A 23,185-nucleotide genomic window follows, 5' to 3' on the forward strand; every position below is an offset into this window, starting at 1 on the left:
GACGGCTACAATCGAGGGTCTGATTTTCTTGGGAATTCCAGAGCCGACATGTCGAACACCGCACGCCACCCGCGCCAGATCCTGGTCACCAGCGCCCTGCCCTATGCCAACGGCTCGATCCACCTCGGCCACCTGCTGGAATACATCCAGACCGACATCTGGGTGCGCTTCCAGAAGAGCCGCGGCCACGAGTGCCACTACGTGTGCGCCGACGACGCCCACGGCACCGCCATCATGCTGCGCGCCGAGCAGGAGGGCATCAGCTCGGAGGCGCTGATCGACCGGGTCTCCCGGGAGCACCAGGCGGACTTCGCCACCTTCGGCGTGGCCTTCGACAACTACCACTCCACCCACTCGGAGGAGAACCGCTACTTCAGCGAGCTGATCTACACCCGCCTGCGCGACGCCGGCCATATCGCCACCCGGGACATCGAGCAGATGTACGACCCGGTGAAGGGCCTGTTCCTGGCCGACCGCTTCATCAAGGGCACCTGCCCCAAGTGCCGGGCGGACGACCAGTACGGCGACAACTGCGAGGCCTGCGGCGCCACCTATACGCCGGCGGAACTGATCGACCCGGTCTCGGCCATCTCCGGGGCGACCCCGGAAGTGCGCAGCTCCACCCACTACTTCTTCAAGCTGCCCGACTTCGCCGACTTCCTCCACGGCTGGATCAGCGACGGCCATGTCCAGCCGCAGATCCGCAACAAGCTGATGGAGTGGTTCGAGGCCGGCTTCAACGAGTGGGACATCTCCCGCGATGCGCCCTACTTCGGCTTCGAGATCCCCGACGCCCCGGGCAAGTACTTCTATGTCTGGCTCGACGCGCCGATCGGCTACCTGGCCAGCTTCAAGAACCTCTGCGAGCGCACGGGCATCGACTTCGACACCTACTGGAAGCGGGATTCCGAGGCCGAGGTCTACCACTTCATCGGCAAGGACATCGTCTACTTCCATGCCCTGTTCTGGCCGGCGATGCTCCATGGCGCCGACTTCCGCACCCCCACGGCGGTGAACTGCCACGGCTTCGTGACGGTGAACGGCGCCAAGATGTCCAAGTCCCGCGGCACCTTCATCAAGGCCGCCACCTACGCGGACCACCTCAACCCCGAGTACCTGCGCTACTATTTCGCCGCCAAGCTCACCTCGCGGGTGGATGACCTGGACCTCAACCTCGAGGACTTCGCCGCCCGGGTCAACAGCGACCTGGTCGGCAAGGTGGTCAACATCGCTAGCCGCTGCGCAGGCTTCGTCAAGAAGCTGGGCGGCGGCCGGCTCTCCGCCCACTGCGCGGAGCCCGAGCTCGTCGCCCGCTTCATCGGTGCGGGCGATGCCATCGCCGAGCAGTTCGAGGCCCGCGAGTTCGGCCGCGCCATGCGCCTGGTGATGGAACTGGCCGACGAGGCCAACACCTACATCGCCGAGGCCGAGCCCTGGGTGCTGGCCAAGCAGGCGGGCCGCGAGCAGGAGGTGCTCGACATCTGCTCGGTGGGCATCAACCTGTTCCGCCAGCTGATGGTCTACCTGGCACCGGTGGTGCCCGCCATGGCCGAGGGCGCCCGCGAGTTCCTGTCGCTCGACAGCCTCGACTGGCATAGCCGCCACGCGGTGCTGCTGGACCACAAGATCGCCAAGTTCAAGCCGCTGATGACCCGCGTGGAGCGGGAGAAGATCGACGCCATGATGGCGGCGTCCAAGGAGGACCTGGTGGAAGAACAGAAGCTCAAGGAGACCCCCAAGGGGCCCCTGGCCGAGACGCCCATCGCCCCCGAGATCGGCTTCGACGACTTCATCAAGGTGGACCTGCGCATCGCCCGGATCGCCAAGGCGGAGTACGTCGAGGGCGCCGACAAGCTGCTCAAGCTGACCCTGGACCTGGGCGGCGAGACCCGCACGGTGTTCTCGGGGATACGCGCCGCCTATGCCCCCGAGGCACTGGAGGGCCGGCTCACCGTGATGGTCGCCAACCTGGCCCCGCGCAAGATGCGCTTCGGCCTCTCCGAGGGCATGGTGCTCGCCTCGGCCAACGACGAGGGCATCTACCTGCTCTCGCCCGATGCCGGCGCCGAGCCGGGCCAGCGGGTGACCTGAGGTCGCCGTGAGCCGACACGAGCGGATCGAGGCCATCGACGCCCTGCTGCCCCAGACCCAGTGCGGCAAGTGCGGCTTCGATGGCTGCCTGCCCTATGCCGAGGCCATCGCCGACGGCGAGCCGATCAACCGCTGCCCGCCGGGCGGCGAGCCCACCCTCGAGCGCCTCGCCGCGCTGACCGGCCAGCCCCTCGTGCCCCTGGCGGAGCCCGCCCAGTCGCCGCTGGCCGCGGTGATCCGCGAGGCCGAGTGCATCGGCTGCACCAAGTGCATCCAGGCCTGCCCGGTAGACGCCATCCTCGGCGCGGCCAAGCGCATGCACACGGTGATCGCCGACGAGTGCACCGGCTGCGAGCTGTGCGTGGCGCCCTGCCCCGTGGACTGCATCGACCTGGTCCCCCACCCTGCCTGGCAGGCGGCGGAAAGCGAGACCGAGCGCGAGGCCTACCTGGCCCAGCGAGCTACGCTTGGCCGCATCCGTCATCGCGCCCGCCAGGCGCGCCTGGCCCGGGAGGCCCGCGAGAAGCGCCTGGAGCGCCAGAAACGGCTGCTGCAGCAGCGTGGACGCCAGGAAACCGCGGGACCGCCGGGCGTGCGGCAGCGGCAGATGGCCGCCAGGGCCGCCGAGCAGGCCGTGAAGCGGGTGCGCCAGCAGCTGGAGAGCGCCCGGCGCCGTGGCGACGCCGAGGCCGAGGCCACCGCCCGCGCCCAGCTCCCCGAAGCCGAGCGGCTGCTGGCCGAGGCCAGAAGCGCGCTGGAGCAGGCAGGCACGGCAGAATAAGGCGAATCACACCGCTGGGCGAAAGCGGAGTCTAAATCGCTTCAAGCTACTGGTGGGAGCTGGGCTCCGCCCGGCGAATGGCGCCGAAGGCGCCCCCCAGTGCCACTGGCTCATGCAGTAGTCTCCGCTCACTTCGCCCCGCAGAGCGTGGCTCCCACCAGAAGAAACCGGCCTCGGAGTAGCGTCTGAGTCACCGAGGCTGAAGACTGCTGGTAGGAGCTGAGCTTACTCGCGGTTTGACGCTGCGACGAATGGCGCCGAAGGCGCCCGACGAACCACGAAAAAGATGCCATGAACGCCCAGAAACGCTTTGAAATCTTCGCGCGGCTGCGCGACCACAACCCCGAACCCACCACCGAGCTGAACTGGACCACACCCTTCGAGCTGCTCGCGGCGGTGCTGCTCTCCGCCCAGGCCACCGACGTGGGCGTCAACAAGGCGACGGCCAGGCTCTTCCCGGTGGCCAACACCCCCCGGGCGATCATCGACCTGGGCATCGACGGCCTCAAGGAACACATCAGGACCATCGGCCTCTTCAACACCAAGGCCGAGAACCTGATGAAGACCTGCCACCTGCTGGTGGAGCAGCACGGCGGCGAGGTGCCGAAGACCCGCGCCGCCCTGGAGGCGCTCCCCGGCGTCGGCCGCAAGACCGCCAACGTCATCCTCAACACCGCCTTCGGCCAGCCCACCATCGCCGTGGATACCCATATCTTCCGGGTCGCCAATCGCACCGGGATCGCCAGGGGCAGGGACGTGGTCGAGGTCGAGAAGAAGCTGCTGCGCCACGTGCCGAAGGAGTTTCGCCAGGACGCCCACCACTGGCTGATCCTCCACGGCCGCTACACCTGCCTGGCGCGCAAGCCGCGCTGCGGCAGCTGCGTGATCGAGGACCTCTGCGAGTTCAAGGAGAAGGTCGAACTCTGAGCGCGGAGAGGCGATAGTGGGTGTGTCCCGCACGCCGCCGAGGAGACACCCCCGATGCCCATGTCAGCCAACCGCAGGAAACCGGCCCGTCGCCTCCCGGTCCGCCTCGCCATCCCGCTGCTGGTGCTCTGCGGTCTCGGCGCCTCCCCCGGGCAGGCCGAGCACGCCGCCACGCTCGACAGCCCCTACCGGGAGGTGACCGAGGTCGCCCCGCCCGGCTACGACAACGACCTCCTTGGGGACACGCTCTGCCTGCCCGCCGAACGCCGCATGGGCCACCAGACCCCCTTCGAGGCCTGGCGGGCGCGCACCGCCACCGGCAGCGACCAGGAGCGGGTCATCGGCGTGGTGCTGCCGGTGGTGACCGGCCGCGGCTATCACGGCGATATCTCACTGGTGGTCGGCATCGACGCCGAGGGGGCCATCACCGGCGCCCGGGTCACCGACCATCACGAGACCCAGGGGCTCGGGGATGCCATCGAGACGCGCCGCAGCGACTGGATCCGCCAGTTCGACGGCCGCTCCCTGGACGACCCCGCCGGCGGCTGGGCACTGCGGGGGGACGGCGGCGAGTTCGACGGGCTCAGCGGTGCCACGGTCACGGCCCGGGCGGTGGTCAGCGCGGTGCATCAGGCGCTCTGCTACTTCGACCTGCACCGGGAGCGGCTGCTCGCCCCTGACGCGGAGCGTGCCGCCCCCTGAGGCCGGGGCAGCCGCGGCTTTGCATCGGCGTCCCGCCTGGTGGACGATAGGGCCCACAACAACACCATAACGCCACCCGAGCCGGCCCATGCGAATTCACGACCGTCCCATCCAGGAGCGCATCGAGGCGCTGCTGGCCCTCTCGCGGGAGCATGCCGCGACCTACTGCAGCCCCTCGGCATCCCTCTCCCGGGAGCGCTACCTGGCCCGCCACCCCACCCGCATCCTGGCCATGAAGTGCATGGACGGGCGCCTCCACCTGCCCCATGCCACCCGCACGCCGCTGGGCATCATCACCCCCTTTCGCAACCTGGGCGGGATCTTCGACCTGGGCTGGCCCTACCTGGGGGAGATCCTCACCGACGCCGTGGGCGAGGCGATACGCGCCGGCAACGGGGTGCTGCTGGTGATCACCTACCACTTCTCGCGGGGCAGCAAGGCGCGAGGCTGCGCCGGCTTCGACTGTGACCACCGGGCCGCCCTGGCCCACGCCCGGCAGATCCAGGCCCAGGCGGAGCGGCTGTTCGGGCGCGACCGTCGCAACGTCTACCCGCTGGTCTGCGGGTTCGAGACCGACAGCGACGCCCTGATCGTCCACGGCGAAGGCGACGCCATCCTGGACCTCGGCACCCTGGCAGAGGATGCCGCCCCGGGCCTCGAGCGGCGCCTGGCCGCGCTCTGCCCGGACATGGCCGCGGACATCCGTCGCGACCTGCTGCCGCTGCTCGCCGGCAACCTGGCCCACGTCGCCGCGCTGCGGGGCGTGGCCCGCGACCTCGACATCGAGCACCGCGAGTGGGTGATCTGCGTCGGCCGCGGCTTCGACTTCCTCCACCTGCCCAACACCGCCCTGATCATCGGCCCCTACGGCCCCGACCTGGCCGAGCCCATCGGTACCGCCGCCGACATCATCGATGCCAACATGGCCGCCGGGCGCATTCCCGACGACGGCTTCATGCTGCTCGCCTCGACGCCCTACCAGGCGGTCGGGGTCGACCGCGCCCGCGCCGAGCTGAAGTCGCGCTTCCTGGCGGACTTCGCCGCCCGGGTGATCCAGCGCCAGCATCCGCGCCTGGCCGAACGCATGCGCAGCCACACCGCCGTGGTGCACTGGCCGACCCGCCGCCTGGAACGGCTCGACGGCAGCACGGGAGGTCCGACCTGATGGAATGGCTCAAGTACCTGCTGCTGCCGCCGCTGGTGAACGTGCTGCTGATCCTGGCGGGGCTGCTGCTGGGCGCACGCCGGCTGTTCGGGGGGCTGCTGCTGACCCTGGGGCTGGCCAGCCTGCTGCTGCTCGCCACCCCCTGGGCCAGCCACGCCCTGCGCCAGGGCCTGGAGCCGCCACCCCTGCCGGGCCCGACGGCGCTGCGCGGCGCCCAGGCCATCGTGATCCTGGGTGGTGGCCGCGACCATGTCGCCCCGGAGTTCGGCTGGGGCGACGCCCCCGCCAATGCCACCTGGCGGCGGCTGGCCTATGGCGCCCACCTGCATCGCGAGAGCGGCCTGCCCATCCTGGTCAGCGGCGGCCGCGTCCACGACGAGCACAGCGCCGAGGCCAGCCTGATGGCCGCGGCGCTGCGCGAGGTGTTCGACGTGCCGGTGCGCTGGATGGAGGGCGAGAGCCGCCGCACGGCGGAGAACGCCCGGTTCAGTGCCGCCATGCTGGGGGCCGCCGGCATCGAGCGGGTGGCCCTGGTCTCCCAGGCCTGGCACCTGCCCCGTGCCGGTGCGGAGTTCGAGCGGGCCGGGCTGACGGTGATCCTCGCCCCCACCGAGTTCGCCAGTGCCCCGCCCGCGGGGCTCCACGGCTGGATTCCCCGCGCCTATCACCTCAACGAGAGCACCCGGGCCCTGCACGAGTGGCTGGGGCGCGCCGTGCTGCAGGTCCGAACCCGCCTGCTGGAGCGCCATCGCGGCGGCGCCGACGAGGAGGCATAGCCGGCAGCGGCACGCGGTCTGGTATCGCGACGCCTCGCTAGAAGCCCTCGCCCTCGAGGCGATCGGCCAGCCCCTCGAGGATCTCGAGGCCCTGGACATCGGTGGGCAGCCAGGGGAGCCGCGGTCGCGGCAGGTGGCCAAGCTCCTCGTCGATGCGCGCCAGGTAGGTCGCCTCCTGCTCGCGGCGCGCGCGCAGGAAGTCGCCGTCGGCCTCCTCGGGGATCACCCGGTTCACCAGGGTGCCGGCCACCGGGATATGCACCTCCTCCAGGGCCCGCACGGCACGGACGGTCTCGAGGATCGGCAGGCGTTCGGGGGTCATCACGAACAGGAAGCCCGTCTCCTCGGCGTTCTCGATGCGCCGCCGTGCCCGGTGGAACAGGCGCCGCCGCTCGATGAGGGTGCGCGCCACGTCCCGGGTGCGCTCGTCGAGGTCGGCCAGCGGGTCCTCCTCCGGATCGTCGAGGGGCGAGGCCAGGTCGCGGCCACGCCGGGGCGTCAGGTGCGAGAGCACCTTGCCCAGCTCCTCCGACTTGCGGTTGTGGGCCAGCAGGCCGTCGGTCCAGGCGGCCATGGCCTCGGGCAGGGTCAACAGCCGCAGGGTGTGGCCGGTGGGCGCGGTATCGATGATGATCAGGTCCCAGGGCGCCGCGTCATCGGTGACCAGCCGCGACAGCCGCTCCAGCAGGGCCGCTTCCTGGGTGCCCGGGGACTGCCGGGTCAGCCGCATCTGCCGCTCGAGCTCCTTCATCATCTCCGGGGCCGCGTAGCGACGCATCTGCTCGGTGACCCGCGCAAGGTGGGCCTCCACCTCGGCGTCCGGGTCGATCTCCATGGCGTCCAGGTTGGGCAGCAGCCGACGCGGCACATCGCCCAGCTCCCGGTCGAAGACGTCGCCCAGGCTATGGGCCGGGTCGGTGGAGACCACCAGCACCCGCCGGCCCCGCCTCGCCGCCAGCACCGCCAGGGCCGCCGACACCGTGGTCTTGCCGACCCCGCCCTTGCCGCCCACCCACAGCAGGCGCTTGTTCAGCAGTTCTTTCATGAGGGCCTCAGCAGCACTTGAAATGATCCAGCGGCGAGCGCTCCATGCCCATGCGCCGGTGCCAGTCGTGGAAGCGCTCCAGCAGCAGGGGCTGCAGCTCCAGGGTGTAGTAGGCCGCCGGGTTGGGCACGCCCATCATCTCCGAGAACACCAGCAGCATGAAGAGGTCATCCTCGTCTCGCCGGGCGCGGGCGATGGCGCCCCGGTAACGGGAGGAGTAGACCTCCTCCGCGAAGAAACGGGCCTGGCTCAGCCAGGCCCGAATCCGTTCGAGACGAGGATCATGACCGCGGTCATGATCGTCGTTCATGGGTCACACTCCCGTTGTCACTTCTGCTCGGCGACCATCTCGGCGCGCGAGCGCTTGAGCGCCGAGGCACACTCCATGGCCACCATGATGGCCGCGACCAGCACCACGATGTCCAGTACCAGCAGGAAGTAGTTGCCCTGCTCGAAGAAGCTGCGCAGCTGGATCAGCAGCGCGGCGATGGTCATCACCAGCAGCAGGCAGAGCGGTACCAGGGTATAGATCATCGGGCGGCGCAGGCGCACCAGCATCACCGTGATGACCAGCAGGGTCAGGCCGGCCAGCAGCTGGTTGGTGGTGCCGAACAGCGGCCAGATGATCAGTCCGCCGGAGCCGTCGGCGCCGCCGGCACCGAAGGCCAGCAGCAGGCAGCTGCCCACGGCCAGCAGGGTGGCGATGACCGGCTTTTTCATCCAGGCCTGGTTATAGATCTCGCCCCACTCCTGGAAGATATAGCGCTGCAGACGCAGGCCGGTGTCCATGGTAGTGCCGGCGAACAGCGCTGCCATCACGGTGAGCAGGGTCGCCGCGGTGGCCTCGGGCAGGCCGATGCCGTTGTGGATGATGAAGGCGCCGCCCTCCACGAAGGCGTTGACGCCGCCCTGGCCGAAGGCGGTGTACATCGCCTCCCAGTCGGCCAGGGTGGCGAAGCCGGCGGTGGCCGCGAGGATGGCGGCCAGGGCCAGCATGCCCTCGCCGATGGCACCGAAGTAGCCGACGAAGCGCGCGTCGGTCTCCTTGTTGAGCTGCTTGGAGGTGGTGCCGGAGGAGACCAGGCCGTGGAAGCCGGAGATGGCGCCGCAGGCGATGGTCACGAACAGCAGCGGCAGCAGCGACGGCGTGCCGGCGGGCACGTTGTCGTTGAAGGCCGGGGCCACCATGGTCGGGTTCATCAGTACGATGGCACCGTAGAGCACGATCAGGCCGATGAACAGCTGCAGGCCGTTGATGTAGTCGCGCGGCTGCAGCAGCACCCACACCGGCAGCAGCGAGGCGATGGCGGCATAGGCGAAGAGGATCAGGATCCACACCGCGTTGCCGGAGAGGCCAGCCACCTCGGCGGGCATCTGCAGCGGCACGGAGGGCCCGATGCCGATCAGCGCATAGAGGCAGACCACGCCGATGATCGAGACCATGGGAAGGCTCAGCATGCGGCGGTAGATCAGCTGGCCGATGACCAGGGCCACCAGGATGGCGCCCCACACCGGCACCACGGCGCTCGAGAAGTTCATCATCAGCCCGGCGATCACCACGGCGAACACCGCGTTGACCATCAGCAGCACCAGGAAGATGACGATCATGAAGATGCTGCGGGCGCGCTTGCCGACCACGTCGCCGGTCAGGGCACCGACGGACTTGGCCTTGTTGCGCACGCTGGACCAGATGGCGCCGGAGTCATGCACCCCGGCGAAAAAGATGGTGCCGAACACCACCCACAGGAAGGCCGGCAGCCAGCCCCAGATCACCGCAATGGCCGGCCCCACGATGGGCGCGGCCCCGGCGACCGAGGTGAAGTGGTGGCCCCACAGCACGAAGCGGTTGGTGGGCACGAAATCGACGCCATCCTCGTACTCGTGGGCGGGCGTCTGGAAGTCGGGATCCAGTCGGTAGATCTTCTCGGCGATGAACTTCGAGTACAGGAAGTACCCGGCCGCCATCGCGGCAAGACCCAGGACCAGTAGGACGATGGCACTCATTGGGCTCTCCTTGGCGGGAGGGGATCGGCGGATGGGCAGGCGAAATTGCGTCGCCTGCTAAGCAAACAGGGGCCAATGGTCTTACCTTGTGACCGGCAAGTCCATCGGCATGCCCTGATATGAGCACCTGTTGCAACCAAAGTCGTAGAGTCATGGCCACCTGCCGGGCCCTAGGCTGGCGTGACCCTCACCTGACGACCCGGAGCGAACCGAAACGATGCAAGCGCTGATCCTTCCCCTGGCCATGGCGGCTGCCTTCGGCGCCTTCGTCGGCACCCTCTACCGCCTGTCGCGGCGCCCAGGCCATGAGCGCCCCCTGCTGTTCACCCTGGTGGGCCTGGTCGCCGGCATCACCGGCTTCCTGCTCCACCAGCTGCTGGTCTGGGTAACCGGCGCCCCCGCCTGGCTGCTGCCGCTACTGGTGGTGCTCCAGGTGTGGCTCTGGCTGGGCCCGCTGGGTCCCGCCTCGCGCCGCCCCCGCCAGGACCATCCGGGGCGCTGAGGCTCAGCCGAGGCTGAACTCCCCGACCCGGTCCACCGCCCGCCGATAGGCCTCGCGTTCGCGGCAGGCCCCGAGGAAGGCCGCCAGGCGGGGGTGCTCCACGAGGCGGCCACCGGCCTCCAGCGCCAGCACCGGGAAGCTCATCTGGATGTCCGCGGCGCTGAAGGACTCGCCGGCGAACCAGGGGCTCGCCTCGAGCGCCGCTTCCCAGTAGTCCATCAGCTGGCGGACCTCGGGTCCCAGGTACTGCTGCTCCACGCCGCGGGCGAACAGCCGCCCCAGCGGCCTGGCCAGCGCCGGCACCGGCGGCCGGCCGAGCCGGGAGAAGACCAGGCGCATCACCAGCGGTGGCATCGCCGACCCCTCCGCATGGTGCAGCCAGAAGCGGTAGCGCTCGTGGGCCTCGCTGCCCGCGGGCGGGGCCAGCCGGTCGTCCCGGTCATGGTGCGCCACCAGGTAGTCGATGATCGCGCCCGACTCGGCGATCGCCCGCCCCCCGCGCCCCTCGTCGGTGATCACCGGGGACTTGCCCAGGGGGTGGACCGCCCTCAGCGAGTCCGGGGCCAGCAGGGTCGCCGGATCCCGTCGGTAGGTGACGATCTCGTGGTCGACCCCGAGCTCCTCCAGCAGCCAGGCGATGCGCTGCGAGCGCGAGTTCTCCAGGTGGTGCAGCTTGATCATCTCGTGCTCCCGTCGATTCCATGAACCCCGCACCCTAGCATGCCCATCTCGCGCCGTGTCCTGCCAAGGTCGCCTTTGCCGGGGTCGTGGCGACCACTAGACTGACCCTCAACAACGAATAACAGGAGGTCACCATGGCCAAGGTGCTGGTGGTGGACGATGAGGCCAATATCGTCCTGTCGCTGGAGTTTCTGATGCAGCAGGCCGGCTTCGAGGTGGTCACCGCCGAGGATGGCGAGACGGCCCTGGCGAGGGTCGCCGAGGGCGCACCGGACCTGGTGCTGCTCGACATCAGCCTGCCGGGGATCAGCGGCTTCGACGTGCTCGAGCGGCTGCGGGCCGATCCCGCCCATGCCCGGCTGCCGATCATCATGCTCACGGCCCACGGCCGCGAAGTGGAGCGCGAGAAGGGCATGGCGCTGGGCGCCGACGACTACATCACCAAGCCCTTCTCCACCCAGGCCCTGGTCGACAAGGTCAAGACGCTGCTCTCCGAGGTCTCCTGATGGCAAGACGCCTGTCCGGCCTGCCGCGCCGTCAGCGGCTGATCGGCCTCTGGCTGCTGCTCAGCGGGGTCAGCATCTTCGGGGGAGCGACCTTCGCCCTCTGGCTCGACAGCCTGTTCCATCCCGAGGGGCTGGCCAGGGTCGTGCTCTGGCTGGGCTGCTTCTCCGGTGGCGGCACCATCTTCCTGGTGGGCCTGCTGCTAGAGCGCCAGCTCTTCACCCCGCTGCGCCACCTGCAGGTGCAGCTGGCCCGGCTGGTGGCCAATCCCGATGCCCGTGAGGACTACCCCCCCGAGGGCTGGCTGCGGGGCCTCGGCCCCGACCTGGTGCGCGTCCGCGAGGCCTGGCGCACCGACCGGGGCCGGCTGGCCACCGCCCACGCCGAGGGGGCCCGCAGCGCCGCGCGCATCCGCCAGGAGCTCGAGACCCTGCTGCAGGTGCTGGATACCCCCCTGCTGCTCTGCGATCACCACCGCCGGGTGCTGCTCTTCAACCAGGCCGCCGAGGCGCTCTTCGAGGGGCATCACGGCCTGGGCCTCGGCAAGCGGCTCGAGACCCTGCTGCCGGCGAGCAGCCTGCAGGATGCCCTGGCCCAGCTCCCCGCCGACGGTGCCCCCCGGGAGGTGCTGGTGCCCAGCGACGAGCGCTGGCTGCGCGCGGTGCTGCGGCGGGTGCCGAGCAGCAACGGCGAGACCCTGCTGACCCTGACCGACACCACCGCCGCCTGGACCAGCGAGATGGGCGCCCGCGCCGAGCTCCTCGACAGCCTGCCGCGCCTGCGCCGCCACACCGCCAGCCTGGCCAGCGCCGCCGACGCCCTCACCTCCCTGGGGGACGCCGCCGGCGACATGCGCCAGCGCCTCGAGGCGGTGATCGACGAGGAGAGCCAGTCGCTGGGGCAGGACATCGAGCAGCTGGGCCAGCTGGTGGAGCGCATGCAGCACGAGGGCGAGCGGCTGGTGCCGCTGTGGTCCAACGACCTCTGGGAGGCGCTCAACGAGCGCGGTGGCGATGCGGCCTGCCGCGTGGTGCCCATCGGCATGCCGGCCTGGGTCAAGGGCGATGCCACGGCGCTGCTGGTGCTGCTCGGCTCGCTGCTGGCGGAACTGCGCGGCCATGCCGGCCACCAGGAGCTGGAAGGCGAGATCTGCCTGGGCAACCGGCGGGTCTACCTCGACCTGGTATGGCGAGGCGCCCCCCTGGGCGAAGGCCAGCTCGCCGAGTGGCAGCAGGTTCGCCTCGAGGACCTGCCCCTGGCGCCGCGGGTCGCCGATGTGCTGCGCCAGCACGCCAGCGACGTCTGGAGCCTGGCCGATGCCGACGGCGAGCACGCCCGTCTGCGCCTGCCGCTGCCGGCCACCGAGCGGGTCGGGGCCCCGCGCCCGCGGACCCCGCCGCGGCCCGAGTTCCACGACTTCGGCATCGCCGACCTGCCGGCCCCCGATGCCGAGCTCGCCGCCCGCCCACTGCGCTCGCTGGAGGTGGTCGCCTTCGATACCGAGACCACCGGCCTGGAGCTGCGCCGCGGCGATACCGTGATCAGCGTCGGCGCCTGCCGGGTGGTCAATGCCCGACTGCTGGCCAGCGACATCTTCGACGTGCGCGTCGACCCCGGCCGCCCGATCCCGCCGGCCAGCACGGCGATCCACGGCATCACCGACGACGACGTGGCCGGCGCCCCGCCGCTGCCGGTGGTGCTGCCACGCTTCCGCGACTACGTGGGCGACGCCGTGATCCTGGCCCACAACGCCGCCTTCGACCTGCTCGCCCTGCAGCCGCCAGGCGCCGGGGTCGCCCTGGACATGCCGGTGCTCGACACCCTGCTGATCTCCCGGGCCCTGGATGCCAGCCTGGATGGCCACGACCTGGACAGCCTGGCCGACCGCTACGGGCTGAGCTTCCCGCCCGGCACGCGGCACACCGCCCTCGGCGACGCCCGGGTCACCGCCGAGCTGTGGCTGGCGCTGCTGCCCCGCCTGGAGGCCCGGGGGATCGAGACCCTGGAGCAGGCGCTGGCCCTGCAGACCAGCGCCCTGGACAAGGAGGATGCCTGCGCCTCATGACGCCCCCGAGCCGCCAACGGCCGGCCCCCCGGCCATGAACACGCCTCGTCTCAAGGAGCGGCTGATCGCCCTGACGGTGCTCGCCACGCTGCTCTTCGCGCCGCCGCTGATGCTGGTCTTCGACCGGCCGGCGGAAGCGGGCCTCTCCTGGCTGCCGCTCTACCTGTTCCTGGCCTGGGTGCTGGTGATCGCCCTGGCGGCCTGGCTGCTCGAACACCGGTCGGGAGACTAGCCATGCGCGAGACGAGCCGATGAGAACCGATGCCGTGGTCCTCTCGGTGGCCTTCGGCTACCTGGCGCTGCTGTTCGTGATCGCCGCCTGGGGCGACCGCCGCGCCGAGCAGGGGCGCTCGCTGATCGGCTCCCCCACGGTCTATGCCCTGTCCATCGCGGTCTACTGCACCGCCTGGACCTTCTACGGCAGCGTCGGCCGCGCCGCGCAGTTCGGGCCCAGCTTCCTGCTCATCTACCTGGGCCCGACCCTGGCGATGCTGATGGCGCCGCTGCTGATCCGCAAGATGGTGCGCATCGCCAGCGCCCAGCGCATCACCTCCATCGCCGACTTCATCAGCGCCCGCTACGGCAAGAGCTCGAGCCTGGGCGCCCTGGTGGCGGTGATCGCGCTGATCGGCATCACCCCCTATATCGCGCTGCAGCTCAAGGCGATCACCGTCAGCCATGCGGTGCTGGTCAACTACCCCGAGGCCGCGGAGATGAGCCTCGCCGAGGAGAGCTTCTGGGTCGACAAGTCGTTCTGGGTGGCGCTGGTGCTGGCGGTCTTCATCATCCTCTTCGGCACCCGCCACCTGGACGCCAGCGAGCGCCACGAGGGCATGGTCGCGGCCATCGCCTTCGAGTCGCTGGTGAAGCTGCTGGCCTTCCTCAGCGTCGGCGTGTTCACCGTCTTCGTGCTGTTCCACGGGCCCGGCGACCTCTTCGCCCGGGTCGCGGACAGCCCCGCGCTGGTCGGCGCGCTGGGCCTGGAGGCCGTGCCCGGCGGCGCCAGCGGCTGGGTCGGCATGCTGGTGCTGGCGTTCCTGGCCTTCATCACCCTGCCCCGCCAGTTCCAGGTGCTGGTGGTCGAGAACGTCGACGAGCGCCACCTGAAGCGGGCCAGCTGGCTCTTCCCGCTCTACCTGCTGGCCATCAACCTCTTCGTGATCCCCATCGCCATGGCCGGCATGCTGCTGCTGGGCGGCGACGCCGACCCGGACAGCTTCGTGCTGACGCTACCGCTCTCGGCCGGCCTGGAGGGACTGCCGCTGCTGGTGTTCATCGGCGGGCTCTCGGCGGCCACCAGCATGGTCATCGTCGAGACCATCGCGCTGTCCACCATGGTCAGCAACCAGCTGGTGATGCCACTGCTGCTGCGCTCCCGGCACCTGCACCTGAGCACCCGGGGCGAGCTGGCCGGCTGGCTGCTGGGCATCCGCCGGGTGGCCATCGTGCTGATCCTGCTGATGGGGTACCTCTACCATGCGCTGATCGGCGACTCCTACAGCCTGGTGACCATCGGCCTGGTCTCCTTCGCCGCCGCCTGCCAGTTCGCGCCGGCCATGCTGATCGGCATGTACTGGCGGGGCGCCCACCGTCGCGGTGCCGCCGTGGGGCTTATCGCCGGCACCCTGGTGTGGGCCTGGACGCTGCTGATACCGGGCTTCGCCCAGTCGGGCTGGCTGGACGCCGGCTTCCTGGAGCAAGGGCCCTGGGGCATCGGTTGGCTGCGCCCCTATGCGCTGTTCGGCCTGGAGGGCTGGGACATCTACACCCATGCCCTGCTGTGGAGCCTGGTGGCCAACGTCGGCCTGCTGGTGGGCATCTCGCTGTTCTCCCGCCAGACGCCCCTGGAGCAGACCCAGGCCGCGCTGTTCACCGAGGCCATGCACCCCGGCCTGATGGAGACCTCGCTGTGGCACGGCCAGACCACCCGCGGCGAGCTGCGCGCGCTGCTCGACCGCTACCTGGGGGCCAATGCCACGGCCCGGGCCTTCGCGGGCTTCGCCGACGACCCCGACAACGACGACCTGCCGGCGCCGCCGGCGCTGATCGCCCGCGCCGAACAGGCGCTCTCCGGGGCCCTGGGCAACGCCTCCGCGCGGGTGCTGATCAACTCGGTGGTGCGCGGCGAGGCCCTCGACCTGGAGGCGATCCTCAGCATCCTCGACACCACCTCCGAGACCCTGGAGGTCAACCGTCGGCTGGAGCAGAAGTCGCGGGAGCTGGCGCGCACCAGCGAGGAGCTGCGCGCCGCCAACGAGCGGCTGCGGGAGCTGGACCGCCTCAAGGACGAGTTCGTGGCGATGGTCAGCCACGAGCTGCGCACGCCGCTGACCTCGATCCGCGCCTTCGCCGAGATCCTGCGCGACAGCCAGGAGCTGCCCGACGAGAAGCGGGTGCACTTCCTCAACGTGGTGGTGCTCGAGAGCCAGCGGCTGTCGCGACTGATCGAGGAGATCCTCGACCTGGCCCGCCTGGAGAGCGGCCGCCTGACCCTCAACCCCCAGCGCCTCGACCTGGTGGCCCTGGCGCGCCACAGCGTGGACGCCGTGCACCGCCTGCAGGAGGACCGCGGGGTGGCCCTCGAGGTGCAGATCGACGTCGACGAGGCGCCGGTGGTGGGCGACCCGGACCGCCTCGAGCAGGTGATCATCAACCTGCTCGACAATGCCGGAAAGTTCGCCGACCACGACGCGCCGAAGGTGCTGCTGCGCCTGGCGCGCCACAAGAACCACTATCGCCTGGCGGTGGAGGACAACGGCCCCGGCATCGCCATGGAGGAGCGCGAGCGGGTGTTCGAGAAGTTCCACCAGATCCAGCGTCCCGGCGAGAGCCCGGAGAAGACCCGCGGCCGCCCGCGGGGCAGCGGCCTGGGACTGCCGATCAGCCGCGGCATCGTCGCCCATCTGGGCGGCCGGCTGTGGGTCGAGGATGCCTCCCGCCTGGGCGGCGCCTGCCTGACCATGGAGCTGCCGGAGGCGCCGCCGGCGTAGGTCGCATTCCGCCCACCACCCGATTTCCACGGAGTGCAGTGGCGACTACAGGCGGCGCGCTCGCTTCTGCAGGGCCCGGATCTGCTGCAGGTCGTGGCGCAGCAGCAGCCGCTGGTCCTCGCCCAGGCGGGACACATCCACCCAGCCATCCGCGCCGCGCCCCTCCCGGAGGCCGCTCAGTTGCTCGTCCAGCAGCAGGCCCTGCAGGCGCTCCAGCGCAGCGATCAGCGCCCGGGCGTGGGCCGCCGGCAGGGCCTCCTTGACCACCAGGTCGGTCAGGCGCGCCCGGGTATCGCTGGCGGCCACGCCATGACGCAGCGAGAGCAGCCGCACGACATTGACCAGCGGCAGCACGGCCTGGCGCTTGAGGTTGAGGGCACGATCATGGGGGGCCCCCTCGTCGTCACCCGCCAGCCGGCCGAAGCGATCCAGGGCCACCGGCAGGTCGTCGAGCAGCGCGGCCATCTCGTCGAGGAAGAGCCCGGCACCGGGCATCAGGCGCGCCACCCGGTCGGCCAGGGCCTCGGCCAGCGCGGGCTCACCATGGACCGGATGGAAATCGAGCAGGATATTGGCCTGCTGCACGCGCTTGACCCGTCGGTCGGCGGTCCAGATCGCCAGCTGTTCGCCCCACTCCGAGAGTCGCTTGCGCCACATCGGCCAGCGCGCCATCACGTGACCGCTGCACAGCGGGATCCCCGCCTCGTCCAGGCGCTCGGTAAAGCGCTCGCCCAGCGCCTGGAAGTAGCCGTCGATCTCGGTGTGGCGTGCGTCGGGGTAGTCGGCGATGACCATGGCATTGTCCTGGTCCGGCCCCAGCAGGCTCTCGTGGCGTCCGCCCGAGCCCAGCACCAGCACGCAGTAGGCCACCGGCGGCGTCCCCCAGCCCTGCCCCTGCATCTCGCTGAGCGAGAGCTGGATGGCGCGCCGGTAGAGCCACGCGTTGTGGTCGCTGATCAGCTGGCTGATCCGCCAGGCCGGCAGGTCGAGGCGGATCAGCGCCTCGGCCAGCCGCGGCTGCCAGGCATGGGCCCGGGCCAGTTCGGGCTCGGGACCCAGCTCGATCAGGGCGTCGCGCAGGGGGCCGAGCAGCGGCGGCAGGCGGCCGGGGTCTGGCAGGGCGTCATCGGCGAAGAGCCTTCGCCAGGACGAGGCACGGTGGAGCAGGCGCATGGCGGTTCCGTGTCGGCGGCTTGCGGGAGTCATGGGGTCCCAGTGTAACCAGCGACACGGGACGGGACACTTGGGCCAAGGGCGAAGGACCCGCCCTGCAACGACGACGGCGCCCCGTGGGGCGCCGTCGCGAACGGGCAAGGGCAGCGGCTCAGCGCGGTGCGAACATGTCGTCGCCCACCTCGTCGATGAAGCGCTGGGCCTTGCTGACCATCAGTTCGTCACAGGCCTCGCGACCGGGCACCATGTCGGAGCGCTCGAAGCGATGCGCCTGCTCCTCCCCGTCGGCCCCCGGCTTGCGGATCCAGCCGCTGACGCGGTACTGGCCGCCCTGGTCGGCGGGCTCCGAGACGATCAGGTAGCCCTTGTACTCGACCGGCTCGGCGGCCGCGGCGTTGCCGGGCCGGGCGTCGTCGCCGCCGCCGAACAGGCCGGATAACAGCTTCTTGAACATGGGTCTCTCCCTGGTCGTCGCGCTCCGTAAAGGACGCCGGCCTGGGCCGGCATCCGGGAGCGCGGTTCGAGGCGCTGCTCAGTCCTGCTTGCGGCCCTTGCCGGCGGCGATGCGCAGGCGCAGGGCGTTGAGCTTGATGAAGCCCTCGGCATCCTTCTGGTCGTAGGCGCCGGCATCGTCCTCGAAGGTGGCGATGGACTCGTCGAACAGCGACTGGTCGGACTTGCGGCCGGCCACGGTGGCGTTGCCCTTGTAGAGCTTCATGCGCACCACGCCGGAGACGTTCTTCTGGGTCTCGTCGATGGCCGCCTGCAGCATGCGGCGCTCCGGGCTCCACCAGTAGCCGTTGTAGATCACCTCGGCGTACTTGGGCATCAGCTCGTCCTTGAGGTGGGCCTCCTCGCGGTCCAGGGTGATCGACTCGATGGCACGGTGGGCGCGAAGCATGATGGTGCCGCCGGGGGTCTCGTAGCAGCCGCGGGACTTCATGCCGACGTAGCGATTCTCGACGATGTCGAGGCGGCCGATGCCGTTGTCGCCGCCCAGCTTGTTGAGGGTCTCGAGCACCTCGTGGGGCCGCATCGGCGTGCCGTCGATGGCCACGATGTCGCCCTTTTCATAGGTCAGCTCCACGTAAGTGGGCGTGTCCGGGGCGGCCTCAGGCGAGACGCTCCAGCGCCACATGTCCTCCTCGGCCTCGGCCCAGGGGTCCTCGAGGATGCCGCCCTCGTAGGAGATATGCAGCAGGTTGGCGTCCATGGAGTAGGGCGACTTCTTCTTGCTCTTGGAGAAGTCGACCGGGATCTCGTGCTTCTCGCAGTAGGCCATCAGCTTCTCGCGGGAGGTGAGGTCCCACTCGCGCCAGGGGGCAATCACCTTGACGCCCGGCTTGAGGGCATAGGCACCCAGCTCGAAGCGGACCTGGTCGTTGCCCTTGCCGGTGGCGCCGTGGGAGATGGCGTCGGCACCGGTCTGGTTGGCGATCTCGATCAGGCGACGGGCGATCAGCGGACGGGCGATGGAGGTGCCGAGCAGGTACTCGCCCTCGTAGATGGTATTGGCGCGGAACATCGGGTAGACATAGTCGCGCACGAACTCCTCGCGGAGATCCTCGATGTAGATCTCCTTGACGCCCAGGGCCTGGGCCTTGGCGCGGGCCGGCTCGACCTCCTCGCCCTGGCCGATGTCGGCGGTGAAGGTCACGACCTCGCAGTTGTAGGTCTCCTGCAACCACTTGACGATAACGGAGGTGTCCAGGCCGCCGGAATAGGCGAGCACGACCTTCTTGACATCGGACATTCGGGGGCTCCTTGTGATGAACGTCTTGAGGGGGCAAGTATAGCGCGGCAGACGCCGAGCGAATACCGGCCGCGGGACGTCCCGAAACCAAGCTGCTAGACTGGCGCGGATTCGAGGCCGCGCCTTCGGGAGGTGGTCGATACAGGAGTCCGATCGAGGAGAGGTGCATGAGCGAGGCGATCGCCCGCGAACTGATGGCGCAGCGATTCCGCAGCTTCCTGCCGGTGGTGGTAGACCTGGAAACCGGCGGCTTCGATGCCGCCCGCGACGCGATACTGGAGATCGCCGCGGTGACCCTGACCATGGACGCCGAGGGCAACCTGCTGCCTGAGGCCACCTATGCCTTCCATGTCAGGCCCTTCGAGGGGGCCAACGTCGAGCAGTCGGCGCTGGACTTCACCGGCATCCGGCTCGACGACCCGCTGCGCCAGCAGGTGGCCCTCGGCGAGTCGGAGGCGCTCAACGAGATCTTCCGCCCGGTGCGCAAGGCGATCAAGGCCCACGGCTGCACCCGCGCGGTGCTGGTCGGCCACAACTCGGCCTTCGACCACGGCTTCCTCAACGCGGCGGTCACCCGCTGCGGCATCAAGCGCAACCCCTTCCACCCCTTCTCCAGCTTCGACACCGCCTCCCTGGCGGGCCTGGTCTACGGCCAGACGGTGCTGGCCCGGGCGTGTCGCGCCGCCGGCATCGAGTTCGACAACAGCGAGGCCCACTCGGCCCGCTATGACACCGAGCGCACCGCCGAGCTGTTCTGCGCCATGGTCAATCGCTACAAGGAGCTGGGCGGCTGGGCCCAGGCCCAGCGCGAGCAGGGGATGGACGAGCAGCCGTAAGCGCCGAGCGCCGAGCGCCGAGCGCCGAGCGCCGAGCGCCGAGCGCCGAGCGCCGAGCGCCGAGCGCCGAGCGCCGAGCGCCGAGCGCCGAGCGCCGCAGGATGATGTCACGGACATGGCTGACATCAACGAAGAACCCCCGACGGATTCGACCCGGCGGGGGTTCTCGCTTTCATCTTGAGTATCGACTGCCCGATGCCTGCCTGCAGGGCGCTCGGCGCTTGCAGCTCGGCGCTACCCGAAGGGCGCTCAGGCGTCGTCCTTGTGCTTCGCCGCGGTCTCCTTGATCAGCTTCTCGAGCTCGCCGCTCTGGTGCATCTCGACCACGATGTCGCAGCCGCCGACCAGCTCGCCCTCGACCCACAGCTGGGGGAAGGTGGGCCAGTTGGCGACCTTGGGCAGCTCGGCGCGGATGTCCGGGTTGTCCAGCACGTTGACGAAGGCGAACCGCTCGCCGCAGGCCATCAGCGCCTGGACGGTCTGGGCGGAGAAGCCGCACTGGGGCAGCTGCGGCGTGCCCTTCATGTAGATCAGGATGGGATTCTCGCTGATCTGGCGCTGGATGTTCTCGACGGTGGTGCTCATGACGTCTCCCTTTCTCGTTGGACCGGGACCGACGGGCAATACCCGAGTACGCCGGTCGGCCTTGTGGATGGGTGCCATTCTACTGATGCCGAGCGCGTTGCGCATCCCCCGGCGGCTGGCTAGGATGGACGTTTTTCCCGTGGAGCGACCCCATGGCCACCCGCCATTTCCTGACCCTGCTCGATCTCAGTCCGGAAGAGCTGCGCTACCTCATCCAGCGCGCCATCACCATCAAGAACGGCCTGAAGACCCACGGGCCGACCTATACCCCCTTCGCCAACCGGACCCTGGCGATGATCTTCGAGAAATCCTCGACCCGCACCCGCGTCTCCTTCGAGACCGCCATGGCCCAGTTCGGTGGCCACGCGCTGTTCCTCTCCTCCCGCGACACCCAGCTGGGCCGCGGCGAGCCGATCGGCGATACCGCCCGGGTGCTCTCGGAGATGGTCGACGCGGTGATGATCCGCACCTTCTCCCACGAGGGGCTGGAAGCGTTCGCCGCCGCCAGCACGGTCCCGGTGATCAACGCCCTGACCGATGACTACCACCCCTGCCAGCTGCTCGCCGACGTGATGACCTGGACCGAGCTGCGCGGCAGCGTCAAGGACCGCACCGCGGTGTGGATCGGCGACGGCAACAACATGTGCCACTCCTGGATCAACGCCGCCCGCCAGTTCGACTTCCGGCTGCGCGTCTGCTGCCCCAAGGGCTACGAGCCGCGGCAGGACATCCTGGCGGCCGCCGGCGACCGGGTCACCCTGCTGCACGACCCGGCCGAGGCAGTGGTGGACGCCGACCTGGTCACCACCGACGTCTGGGCCTCCATGGGCCAGGAGGAGGAGCAGGCCAGGCGCGAGGCCGACTTCGACGGCTTCCAGGTCACCGAGGCCCTGCTCGACCGCGCCAGGCCCGACGCCCTCTTCCTCCATTGCCTGCCCGCCCACCGCGGCGAGGAGATCAGCGAGACCCTGCTCGACGACCCCCGCGCCGTGGTCTGGCAGGAGGCCGGCAACCGCCTGCACGCCCAGAAGGCACTGATCGAGTTCCTGCTGCTGGGCCGCGTCGAGGGCTGAGGCGTCCTCTCGAGGGGTGTCGACCCCGGCACCCCCTCTTAGACTTTCGTTGTGTTCGACCTTGGTGGTATACTGCGCCGCAATACACTCCAGCGTGTAAGAGGAATTGCGGCTCATGATGATCGACACCTCCCCTACCGCCGGCATGCAGCGCAGCCTGCGCCAGTGTCTCTCCAGCATGGCGGCCCTGCTCTACCATCACGGCCACGTGCTCGAGACCGTCTCGATCCCCCATCGCGGCCTCGACCGCAAGGACGTGGCGAACCTCTCCAGCGCCTCCAGCGAGTGGCAGACCTGCCAGAAGGTGCTGGTCAACAGCGATGCCGCCTCCTGGAACGAGCACAACCGGCTGGTGCTCACGCCCCTGGGCCGCGAGCTGCTCTTCGACATGTTCGGCGAAGGCGCCGCCGACTGCGCCTGACCCACACGGCTGACGCTGCCTTGCTCATCGGCCCCGCCGCGGCGGGGCCGATGCGTTGCGGGCCCGGGCTCGTCCGAGGATCAGCCATCACCCCGGCCACTGGCCGCCCGACCAGCCCCGGCGAGCACTCACGAAAAAGCCGCCTGGCGGGTTGCGCCAAGCGGCTGATTCGAGATGTCTTGTTGGTGGAGCCTAGCGGGATCGAACCGCTGACCTCAACACTGCCAGTGTTGCGCTCTCCCAGCTGAGCTAAGGCCCCCACGCTGTCTCGCCTTGCGAGAACGAGGCGAATGATACGCAGCCCTCCCGCTATCGTCAACCCCCTGCCGGGAAGATCGTCCCGATCCCCAAGTGGACTTTCCAGCCAATGCCGAGTTGTGCCACTCTTTGCCATGAGAGCCCAACCTCACCCCCAGTCTCAATCCGACCACCCCAGACGCTCAGGAGCCGCTGCCTTGATCCGGGTACTGATAGCCGATGACCATCACCTGGTAAGGACCAGCATCGCCCACCTGCTGAATGCCGAAGCGGATATCAGCGTGGTCGGCGAGGCCGCCAATGGCGAGGACGCCATCGCCGAGACCCGGCGCCTGGAGCCGGACGTGGTACTGATGGACATCCGCATGCCCGGCATCGGCGGCCTGGAAGCCACCCGCAAGATCCATCGCACCATGCCCGGCATCCGCGTGCTGGTGCTGACCGCCTGGCTCGAGGAGACCTTCGCCCAGCGCCTGCTGGATGCCGGGGCCTACGGCTTCCTCGGCAAGGGCTCCCAGCACGACGAGATGGTCACCGCCATCCGCGGCGTCTTCGCGGGACAGCGCTACGTCAGCCCGGAGATCGCCCAACGGCTGGTGCTGTCGCGCATCGATGCCCCGGACAACCCCTTCGACCAGCTCTCCCAGCGCGAGATGCAGGTCGCCATGATGATCGTCAACTGCCAGAAGGTCGCCGACATCTCCGACCGGCTGTTCCTGAGCCCCAAGACGGTCAACACCTATCGCTACCGGATCTTCGACAAGCTCGGCGTCCATACCGACGTGGAGCTGACCCACCTGGGGCTGCGGCACGGGCTGGTGGAAGGCTTTGCCAGCGTCGAATGACCCCCGCG

General features: G+C 69.7%; 23 protein-coding genes and 1 tRNA gene. 15 read left to right on the forward strand and 9 right to left on the reverse strand.

The window, feature by feature from the left end; translation table 11 throughout:
* Positions 1–48: 48 nt before the first annotated feature.
* From metG to BDK63_RS00345, 6 genes are all read left to right on the forward strand, one after another.
* Positions 49–2,091 (forward strand): methionine--tRNA ligase, encoded by a 2,043-nt coding sequence (metG, locus tag BDK63_RS00320; protein WP_183329318.1) that lies wholly within the window; start codon positions 49–51, stop codon positions 2,089–2,091.
* A gap of 7 nt (positions 2,092–2,098) precedes the next feature.
* Positions 2,099–2,872: an RnfABCDGE type electron transport complex subunit B gene (locus BDK63_RS00325; protein WP_183329319.1), complete on the forward strand. Its 774-nt coding sequence runs from the start codon at positions 2,099–2,101 to the stop codon at positions 2,870–2,872.
* 291 nt (positions 2,873–3,163) lie between these two features.
* Positions 3,164–3,799 carry an endonuclease III gene (gene nth, locus BDK63_RS00330; RefSeq protein WP_183329320.1) on the forward strand — a complete coding sequence of 212 codons (636 nt, stop codon included), beginning with the start codon at positions 3,164–3,166 and terminating at the stop codon, positions 3,797–3,799.
* 54 nt (positions 3,800–3,853) lie between these two features.
* Entirely contained in the window at positions 3,854–4,501 is a 648-nt protein-coding gene (locus BDK63_RS00335; protein WP_246385628.1) for an RnfABCDGE type electron transport complex subunit G, read from the forward strand.
* A gap of 88 nt (positions 4,502–4,589) precedes the next feature.
* A complete protein-coding gene (locus tag BDK63_RS00340; RefSeq protein ID WP_183329321.1) occupies positions 4,590–5,666 on the forward strand; it encodes a carboxysome shell carbonic anhydrase domain-containg protein in 1,077 nt (358 codons plus the stop codon).
* The gene (locus tag BDK63_RS00345) at positions 5,666–6,442 is read left to right on the forward strand and encodes a YdcF family protein (protein WP_183329322.1); all 777 of its coding nucleotides are present in this window, start codon (positions 5,666–5,668) and stop codon (positions 6,440–6,442) included. Before BDK63_RS00340 ends, BDK63_RS00345 begins: the two co-directional genes overlap by 1 nt.
* Before the next feature lie 37 nt (positions 6,443–6,479).
* Here BDK63_RS00345 and BDK63_RS00350 read toward each other — a convergent pair whose 3' ends face one another.
* From BDK63_RS00350 to BDK63_RS00360, 3 genes are read right to left on the reverse strand one after another with little or no spacing between them, the layout of a single operon-like run.
* Positions 6,480–7,487, reverse strand: a complete 1,008-nt coding sequence (locus BDK63_RS00350) for an ArsA family ATPase (protein ID WP_183329323.1) — start codon at positions 7,485–7,487, stop codon at positions 6,480–6,482.
* Between the two features lie 7 nt (positions 7,488–7,494).
* Entirely contained in the window at positions 7,495–7,797 is a 303-nt protein-coding gene (locus BDK63_RS00355; RefSeq protein ID WP_119023085.1) for a cory-CC-star protein, read from the reverse strand.
* A 17-nt stretch (positions 7,798–7,814) separates the two neighbouring features.
* Complete coding sequence (locus tag BDK63_RS00360; RefSeq protein ID WP_183329324.1) at positions 7,815–9,491, reverse strand: carbon starvation CstA family protein; 1,677 nt, start codon at positions 9,489–9,491, stop codon at positions 7,815–7,817.
* A gap of 217 nt (positions 9,492–9,708) precedes the next feature.
* On the opposite strand from BDK63_RS00360, the gene BDK63_RS00365 reads away from it, so the two are divergent.
* Positions 9,709–9,993: a hypothetical protein gene (locus BDK63_RS00365; protein WP_183329325.1), complete on the forward strand. Its 285-nt coding sequence runs from the start codon at positions 9,709–9,711 to the stop codon at positions 9,991–9,993.
* A gap of 3 nt (positions 9,994–9,996) precedes the next feature.
* Here the strand turns inward: BDK63_RS00365 and BDK63_RS00370 are convergent, their stop codons facing one another.
* Positions 9,997–10,674, reverse strand: coding sequence for a glutathione S-transferase (locus BDK63_RS00370; RefSeq protein WP_183329326.1), 678 nt, complete (start codon positions 10,672–10,674; stop codon positions 9,997–9,999).
* Positions 10,675–10,808: 134 nt separating this feature from the next.
* Between BDK63_RS00370 and BDK63_RS00375 the strand changes: the two genes are divergently transcribed.
* From BDK63_RS00375 to BDK63_RS00390, 4 genes are read left to right on the forward strand one after another with little or no spacing between them, the layout of a single operon-like run.
* Entirely contained in the window at positions 10,809–11,180 is a 372-nt protein-coding gene (locus tag BDK63_RS00375; protein ID WP_183329327.1) for a response regulator transcription factor, read from the forward strand.
* Entirely contained in the window at positions 11,180–13,243 is a 2,064-nt protein-coding gene (locus BDK63_RS00380) for a 3'-5' exonuclease (RefSeq protein ID WP_183329328.1), read from the forward strand. Before BDK63_RS00375 ends, BDK63_RS00380 begins: the two co-directional genes overlap by 1 nt.
* Before the next feature lie 34 nt (positions 13,244–13,277).
* The gene (locus BDK63_RS00385) at positions 13,278–13,475 is read left to right on the forward strand and encodes a hypothetical protein (protein WP_183329329.1); all 198 of its coding nucleotides are present in this window, start codon (positions 13,278–13,280) and stop codon (positions 13,473–13,475) included.
* Positions 13,476–13,494: 19 nt separating this feature from the next.
* Positions 13,495–16,233 (forward strand): ATP-binding protein, encoded by a 2,739-nt coding sequence (locus BDK63_RS00390; RefSeq protein WP_183329330.1) that lies wholly within the window; start codon positions 13,495–13,497, stop codon positions 16,231–16,233.
* A 45-nt stretch (positions 16,234–16,278) separates the two neighbouring features.
* Here the strand turns inward: BDK63_RS00390 and BDK63_RS00395 are convergent, their stop codons facing one another.
* From BDK63_RS00395 to BDK63_RS00405, 3 genes are all read right to left on the reverse strand, one after another.
* Entirely contained in the window at positions 16,279–17,406 is a 1,128-nt protein-coding gene (locus tag BDK63_RS00395; protein WP_183329331.1) for a DUF294 nucleotidyltransferase-like domain-containing protein, read from the reverse strand.
* A 151-nt stretch (positions 17,407–17,557) separates the two neighbouring features.
* On the reverse strand, positions 17,558–17,860 hold the full coding sequence (locus tag BDK63_RS00400) for an HlyU family transcriptional regulator (protein WP_183329332.1): 303 nt from the start codon (positions 17,858–17,860) through the stop codon (positions 17,558–17,560).
* A 78-nt stretch (positions 17,861–17,938) separates the two neighbouring features.
* On the reverse strand, positions 17,939–19,159 hold the full coding sequence (locus BDK63_RS00405; RefSeq protein WP_183329333.1) for an argininosuccinate synthase: 1,221 nt from the start codon (positions 19,157–19,159) through the stop codon (positions 17,939–17,941).
* A gap of 167 nt (positions 19,160–19,326) precedes the next feature.
* Between BDK63_RS00405 and rnt the strand changes: the two genes are divergently transcribed.
* A complete protein-coding gene (gene rnt / locus BDK63_RS00410) occupies positions 19,327–19,995 on the forward strand; it encodes a ribonuclease T (protein WP_183329334.1) in 669 nt (222 codons plus the stop codon).
* A 249-nt stretch (positions 19,996–20,244) separates the two neighbouring features.
* Here rnt and BDK63_RS00415 read toward each other — a convergent pair whose 3' ends face one another.
* Complete coding sequence (locus BDK63_RS00415) at positions 20,245–20,580, reverse strand: Grx4 family monothiol glutaredoxin (protein ID WP_183329335.1); 336 nt, start codon at positions 20,578–20,580, stop codon at positions 20,245–20,247.
* A 152-nt stretch (positions 20,581–20,732) separates the two neighbouring features.
* On the opposite strand from BDK63_RS00415, the gene argF reads away from it, so the two are divergent.
* Positions 20,733–21,653 carry an ornithine carbamoyltransferase gene (argF, locus tag BDK63_RS00420; protein WP_183329336.1) on the forward strand — a complete coding sequence of 307 codons (921 nt, stop codon included), beginning with the start codon at positions 20,733–20,735 and terminating at the stop codon, positions 21,651–21,653.
* Positions 21,654–21,768: 115 nt separating this feature from the next.
* Positions 21,769–22,074 carry a hypothetical protein gene (locus tag BDK63_RS00425; protein WP_183329337.1) on the forward strand — a complete coding sequence of 102 codons (306 nt, stop codon included), beginning with the start codon at positions 21,769–21,771 and terminating at the stop codon, positions 22,072–22,074.
* A 183-nt stretch (positions 22,075–22,257) separates the two neighbouring features.
* On the opposite strand, the gene BDK63_RS00430 is transcribed toward BDK63_RS00425, so the two are convergent.
* Positions 22,258–22,333: transfer RNA gene (locus BDK63_RS00430), tRNA-Ala, on the reverse strand.
* Between the two features lie 196 nt (positions 22,334–22,529).
* On the opposite strand from BDK63_RS00430, the gene BDK63_RS00435 reads away from it, so the two are divergent.
* On the forward strand, positions 22,530–23,177 hold the full coding sequence (locus BDK63_RS00435) for a response regulator (RefSeq protein ID WP_183329338.1): 648 nt from the start codon (positions 22,530–22,532) through the stop codon (positions 23,175–23,177).
* The last annotated feature ends 8 nt before the right edge of the window (positions 23,178–23,185 follow it).

Source organism: Halomonas campaniensis, from assembly GCF_014193375.1.
Classification (GTDB): domain Bacteria; phylum Pseudomonadota; class Gammaproteobacteria; order Pseudomonadales; family Halomonadaceae; genus Halomonas; species Halomonas campaniensis.

Coding starts and splice junctions, on each gene's coding strand:
- BDK63_RS00350 (WP_183329323.1), bottom strand. CDS start 7,487: ATGAAAGAACTGCTGAACAAGCGCCTGCTGTGGGTGGGCGGCAAGGGC.
- BDK63_RS00360 (WP_183329324.1), bottom strand. CDS start 9,491: ATGAGTGCCATCGTCCTACTGGTCCTGGGTCTTGCCGCGATGGCGGCC.
- nth (WP_183329320.1), top strand. CDS start 3,164: ATGAACGCCCAGAAACGCTTTGAAATCTTCGCGCGGCTGCGCGACCAC.
- argF (WP_183329336.1), top strand. CDS start 20,733: ATGGCCACCCGCCATTTCCTGACCCTGCTCGATCTCAGTCCGGAAGAG.
- BDK63_RS00365 (WP_183329325.1), top strand. CDS start 9,709: ATGCAAGCGCTGATCCTTCCCCTGGCCATGGCGGCTGCCTTCGGCGCC.
- BDK63_RS00335 (WP_246385628.1), top strand. CDS start 3,854: ATGCCCATGTCAGCCAACCGCAGGAAACCGGCCCGTCGCCTCCCGGTC.
- BDK63_RS00415 (WP_183329335.1), bottom strand. CDS start 20,580: ATGAGCACCACCGTCGAGAACATCCAGCGCCAGATCAGCGAGAATCCC.
- BDK63_RS00395 (WP_183329331.1), bottom strand. CDS start 17,406: ATGCGCCTGCTCCACCGTGCCTCGTCCTGGCGAAGGCTCTTCGCCGAT.
- BDK63_RS00400 (WP_183329332.1), bottom strand. CDS start 17,860: ATGTTCAAGAAGCTGTTATCCGGCCTGTTCGGCGGCGGCGACGACGCC.
- BDK63_RS00385 (WP_183329329.1), top strand. CDS start 13,278: ATGAACACGCCTCGTCTCAAGGAGCGGCTGATCGCCCTGACGGTGCTC.
- BDK63_RS00355 (WP_119023085.1), bottom strand. CDS start 7,797: ATGAACGACGATCATGACCGCGGTCATGATCCTCGTCTCGAACGGATT.
- rnt (WP_183329334.1), top strand. CDS start 19,327: ATGAGCGAGGCGATCGCCCGCGAACTGATGGCGCAGCGATTCCGCAGC.
- BDK63_RS00380 (WP_183329328.1), top strand. CDS start 11,180: ATGGCAAGACGCCTGTCCGGCCTGCCGCGCCGTCAGCGGCTGATCGGC.
- metG (WP_183329318.1), top strand. CDS start 49: ATGTCGAACACCGCACGCCACCCGCGCCAGATCCTGGTCACCAGCGCC.
- BDK63_RS00340 (WP_183329321.1), top strand. CDS start 4,590: ATGCGAATTCACGACCGTCCCATCCAGGAGCGCATCGAGGCGCTGCTG.
- BDK63_RS00345 (WP_183329322.1), top strand. CDS start 5,666: ATGGAATGGCTCAAGTACCTGCTGCTGCCGCCGCTGGTGAACGTGCTG.
- BDK63_RS00390 (WP_183329330.1), top strand. CDS start 13,495: ATGAGAACCGATGCCGTGGTCCTCTCGGTGGCCTTCGGCTACCTGGCG.
- BDK63_RS00425 (WP_183329337.1), top strand. CDS start 21,769: ATGATGATCGACACCTCCCCTACCGCCGGCATGCAGCGCAGCCTGCGC.
- BDK63_RS00405 (WP_183329333.1), bottom strand. CDS start 19,159: ATGTCCGATGTCAAGAAGGTCGTGCTCGCCTATTCCGGCGGCCTGGAC.
- BDK63_RS00375 (WP_183329327.1), top strand. CDS start 10,809: ATGGCCAAGGTGCTGGTGGTGGACGATGAGGCCAATATCGTCCTGTCG.
- BDK63_RS00370 (WP_183329326.1), bottom strand. CDS start 10,674: ATGATCAAGCTGCACCACCTGGAGAACTCGCGCTCGCAGCGCATCGCC.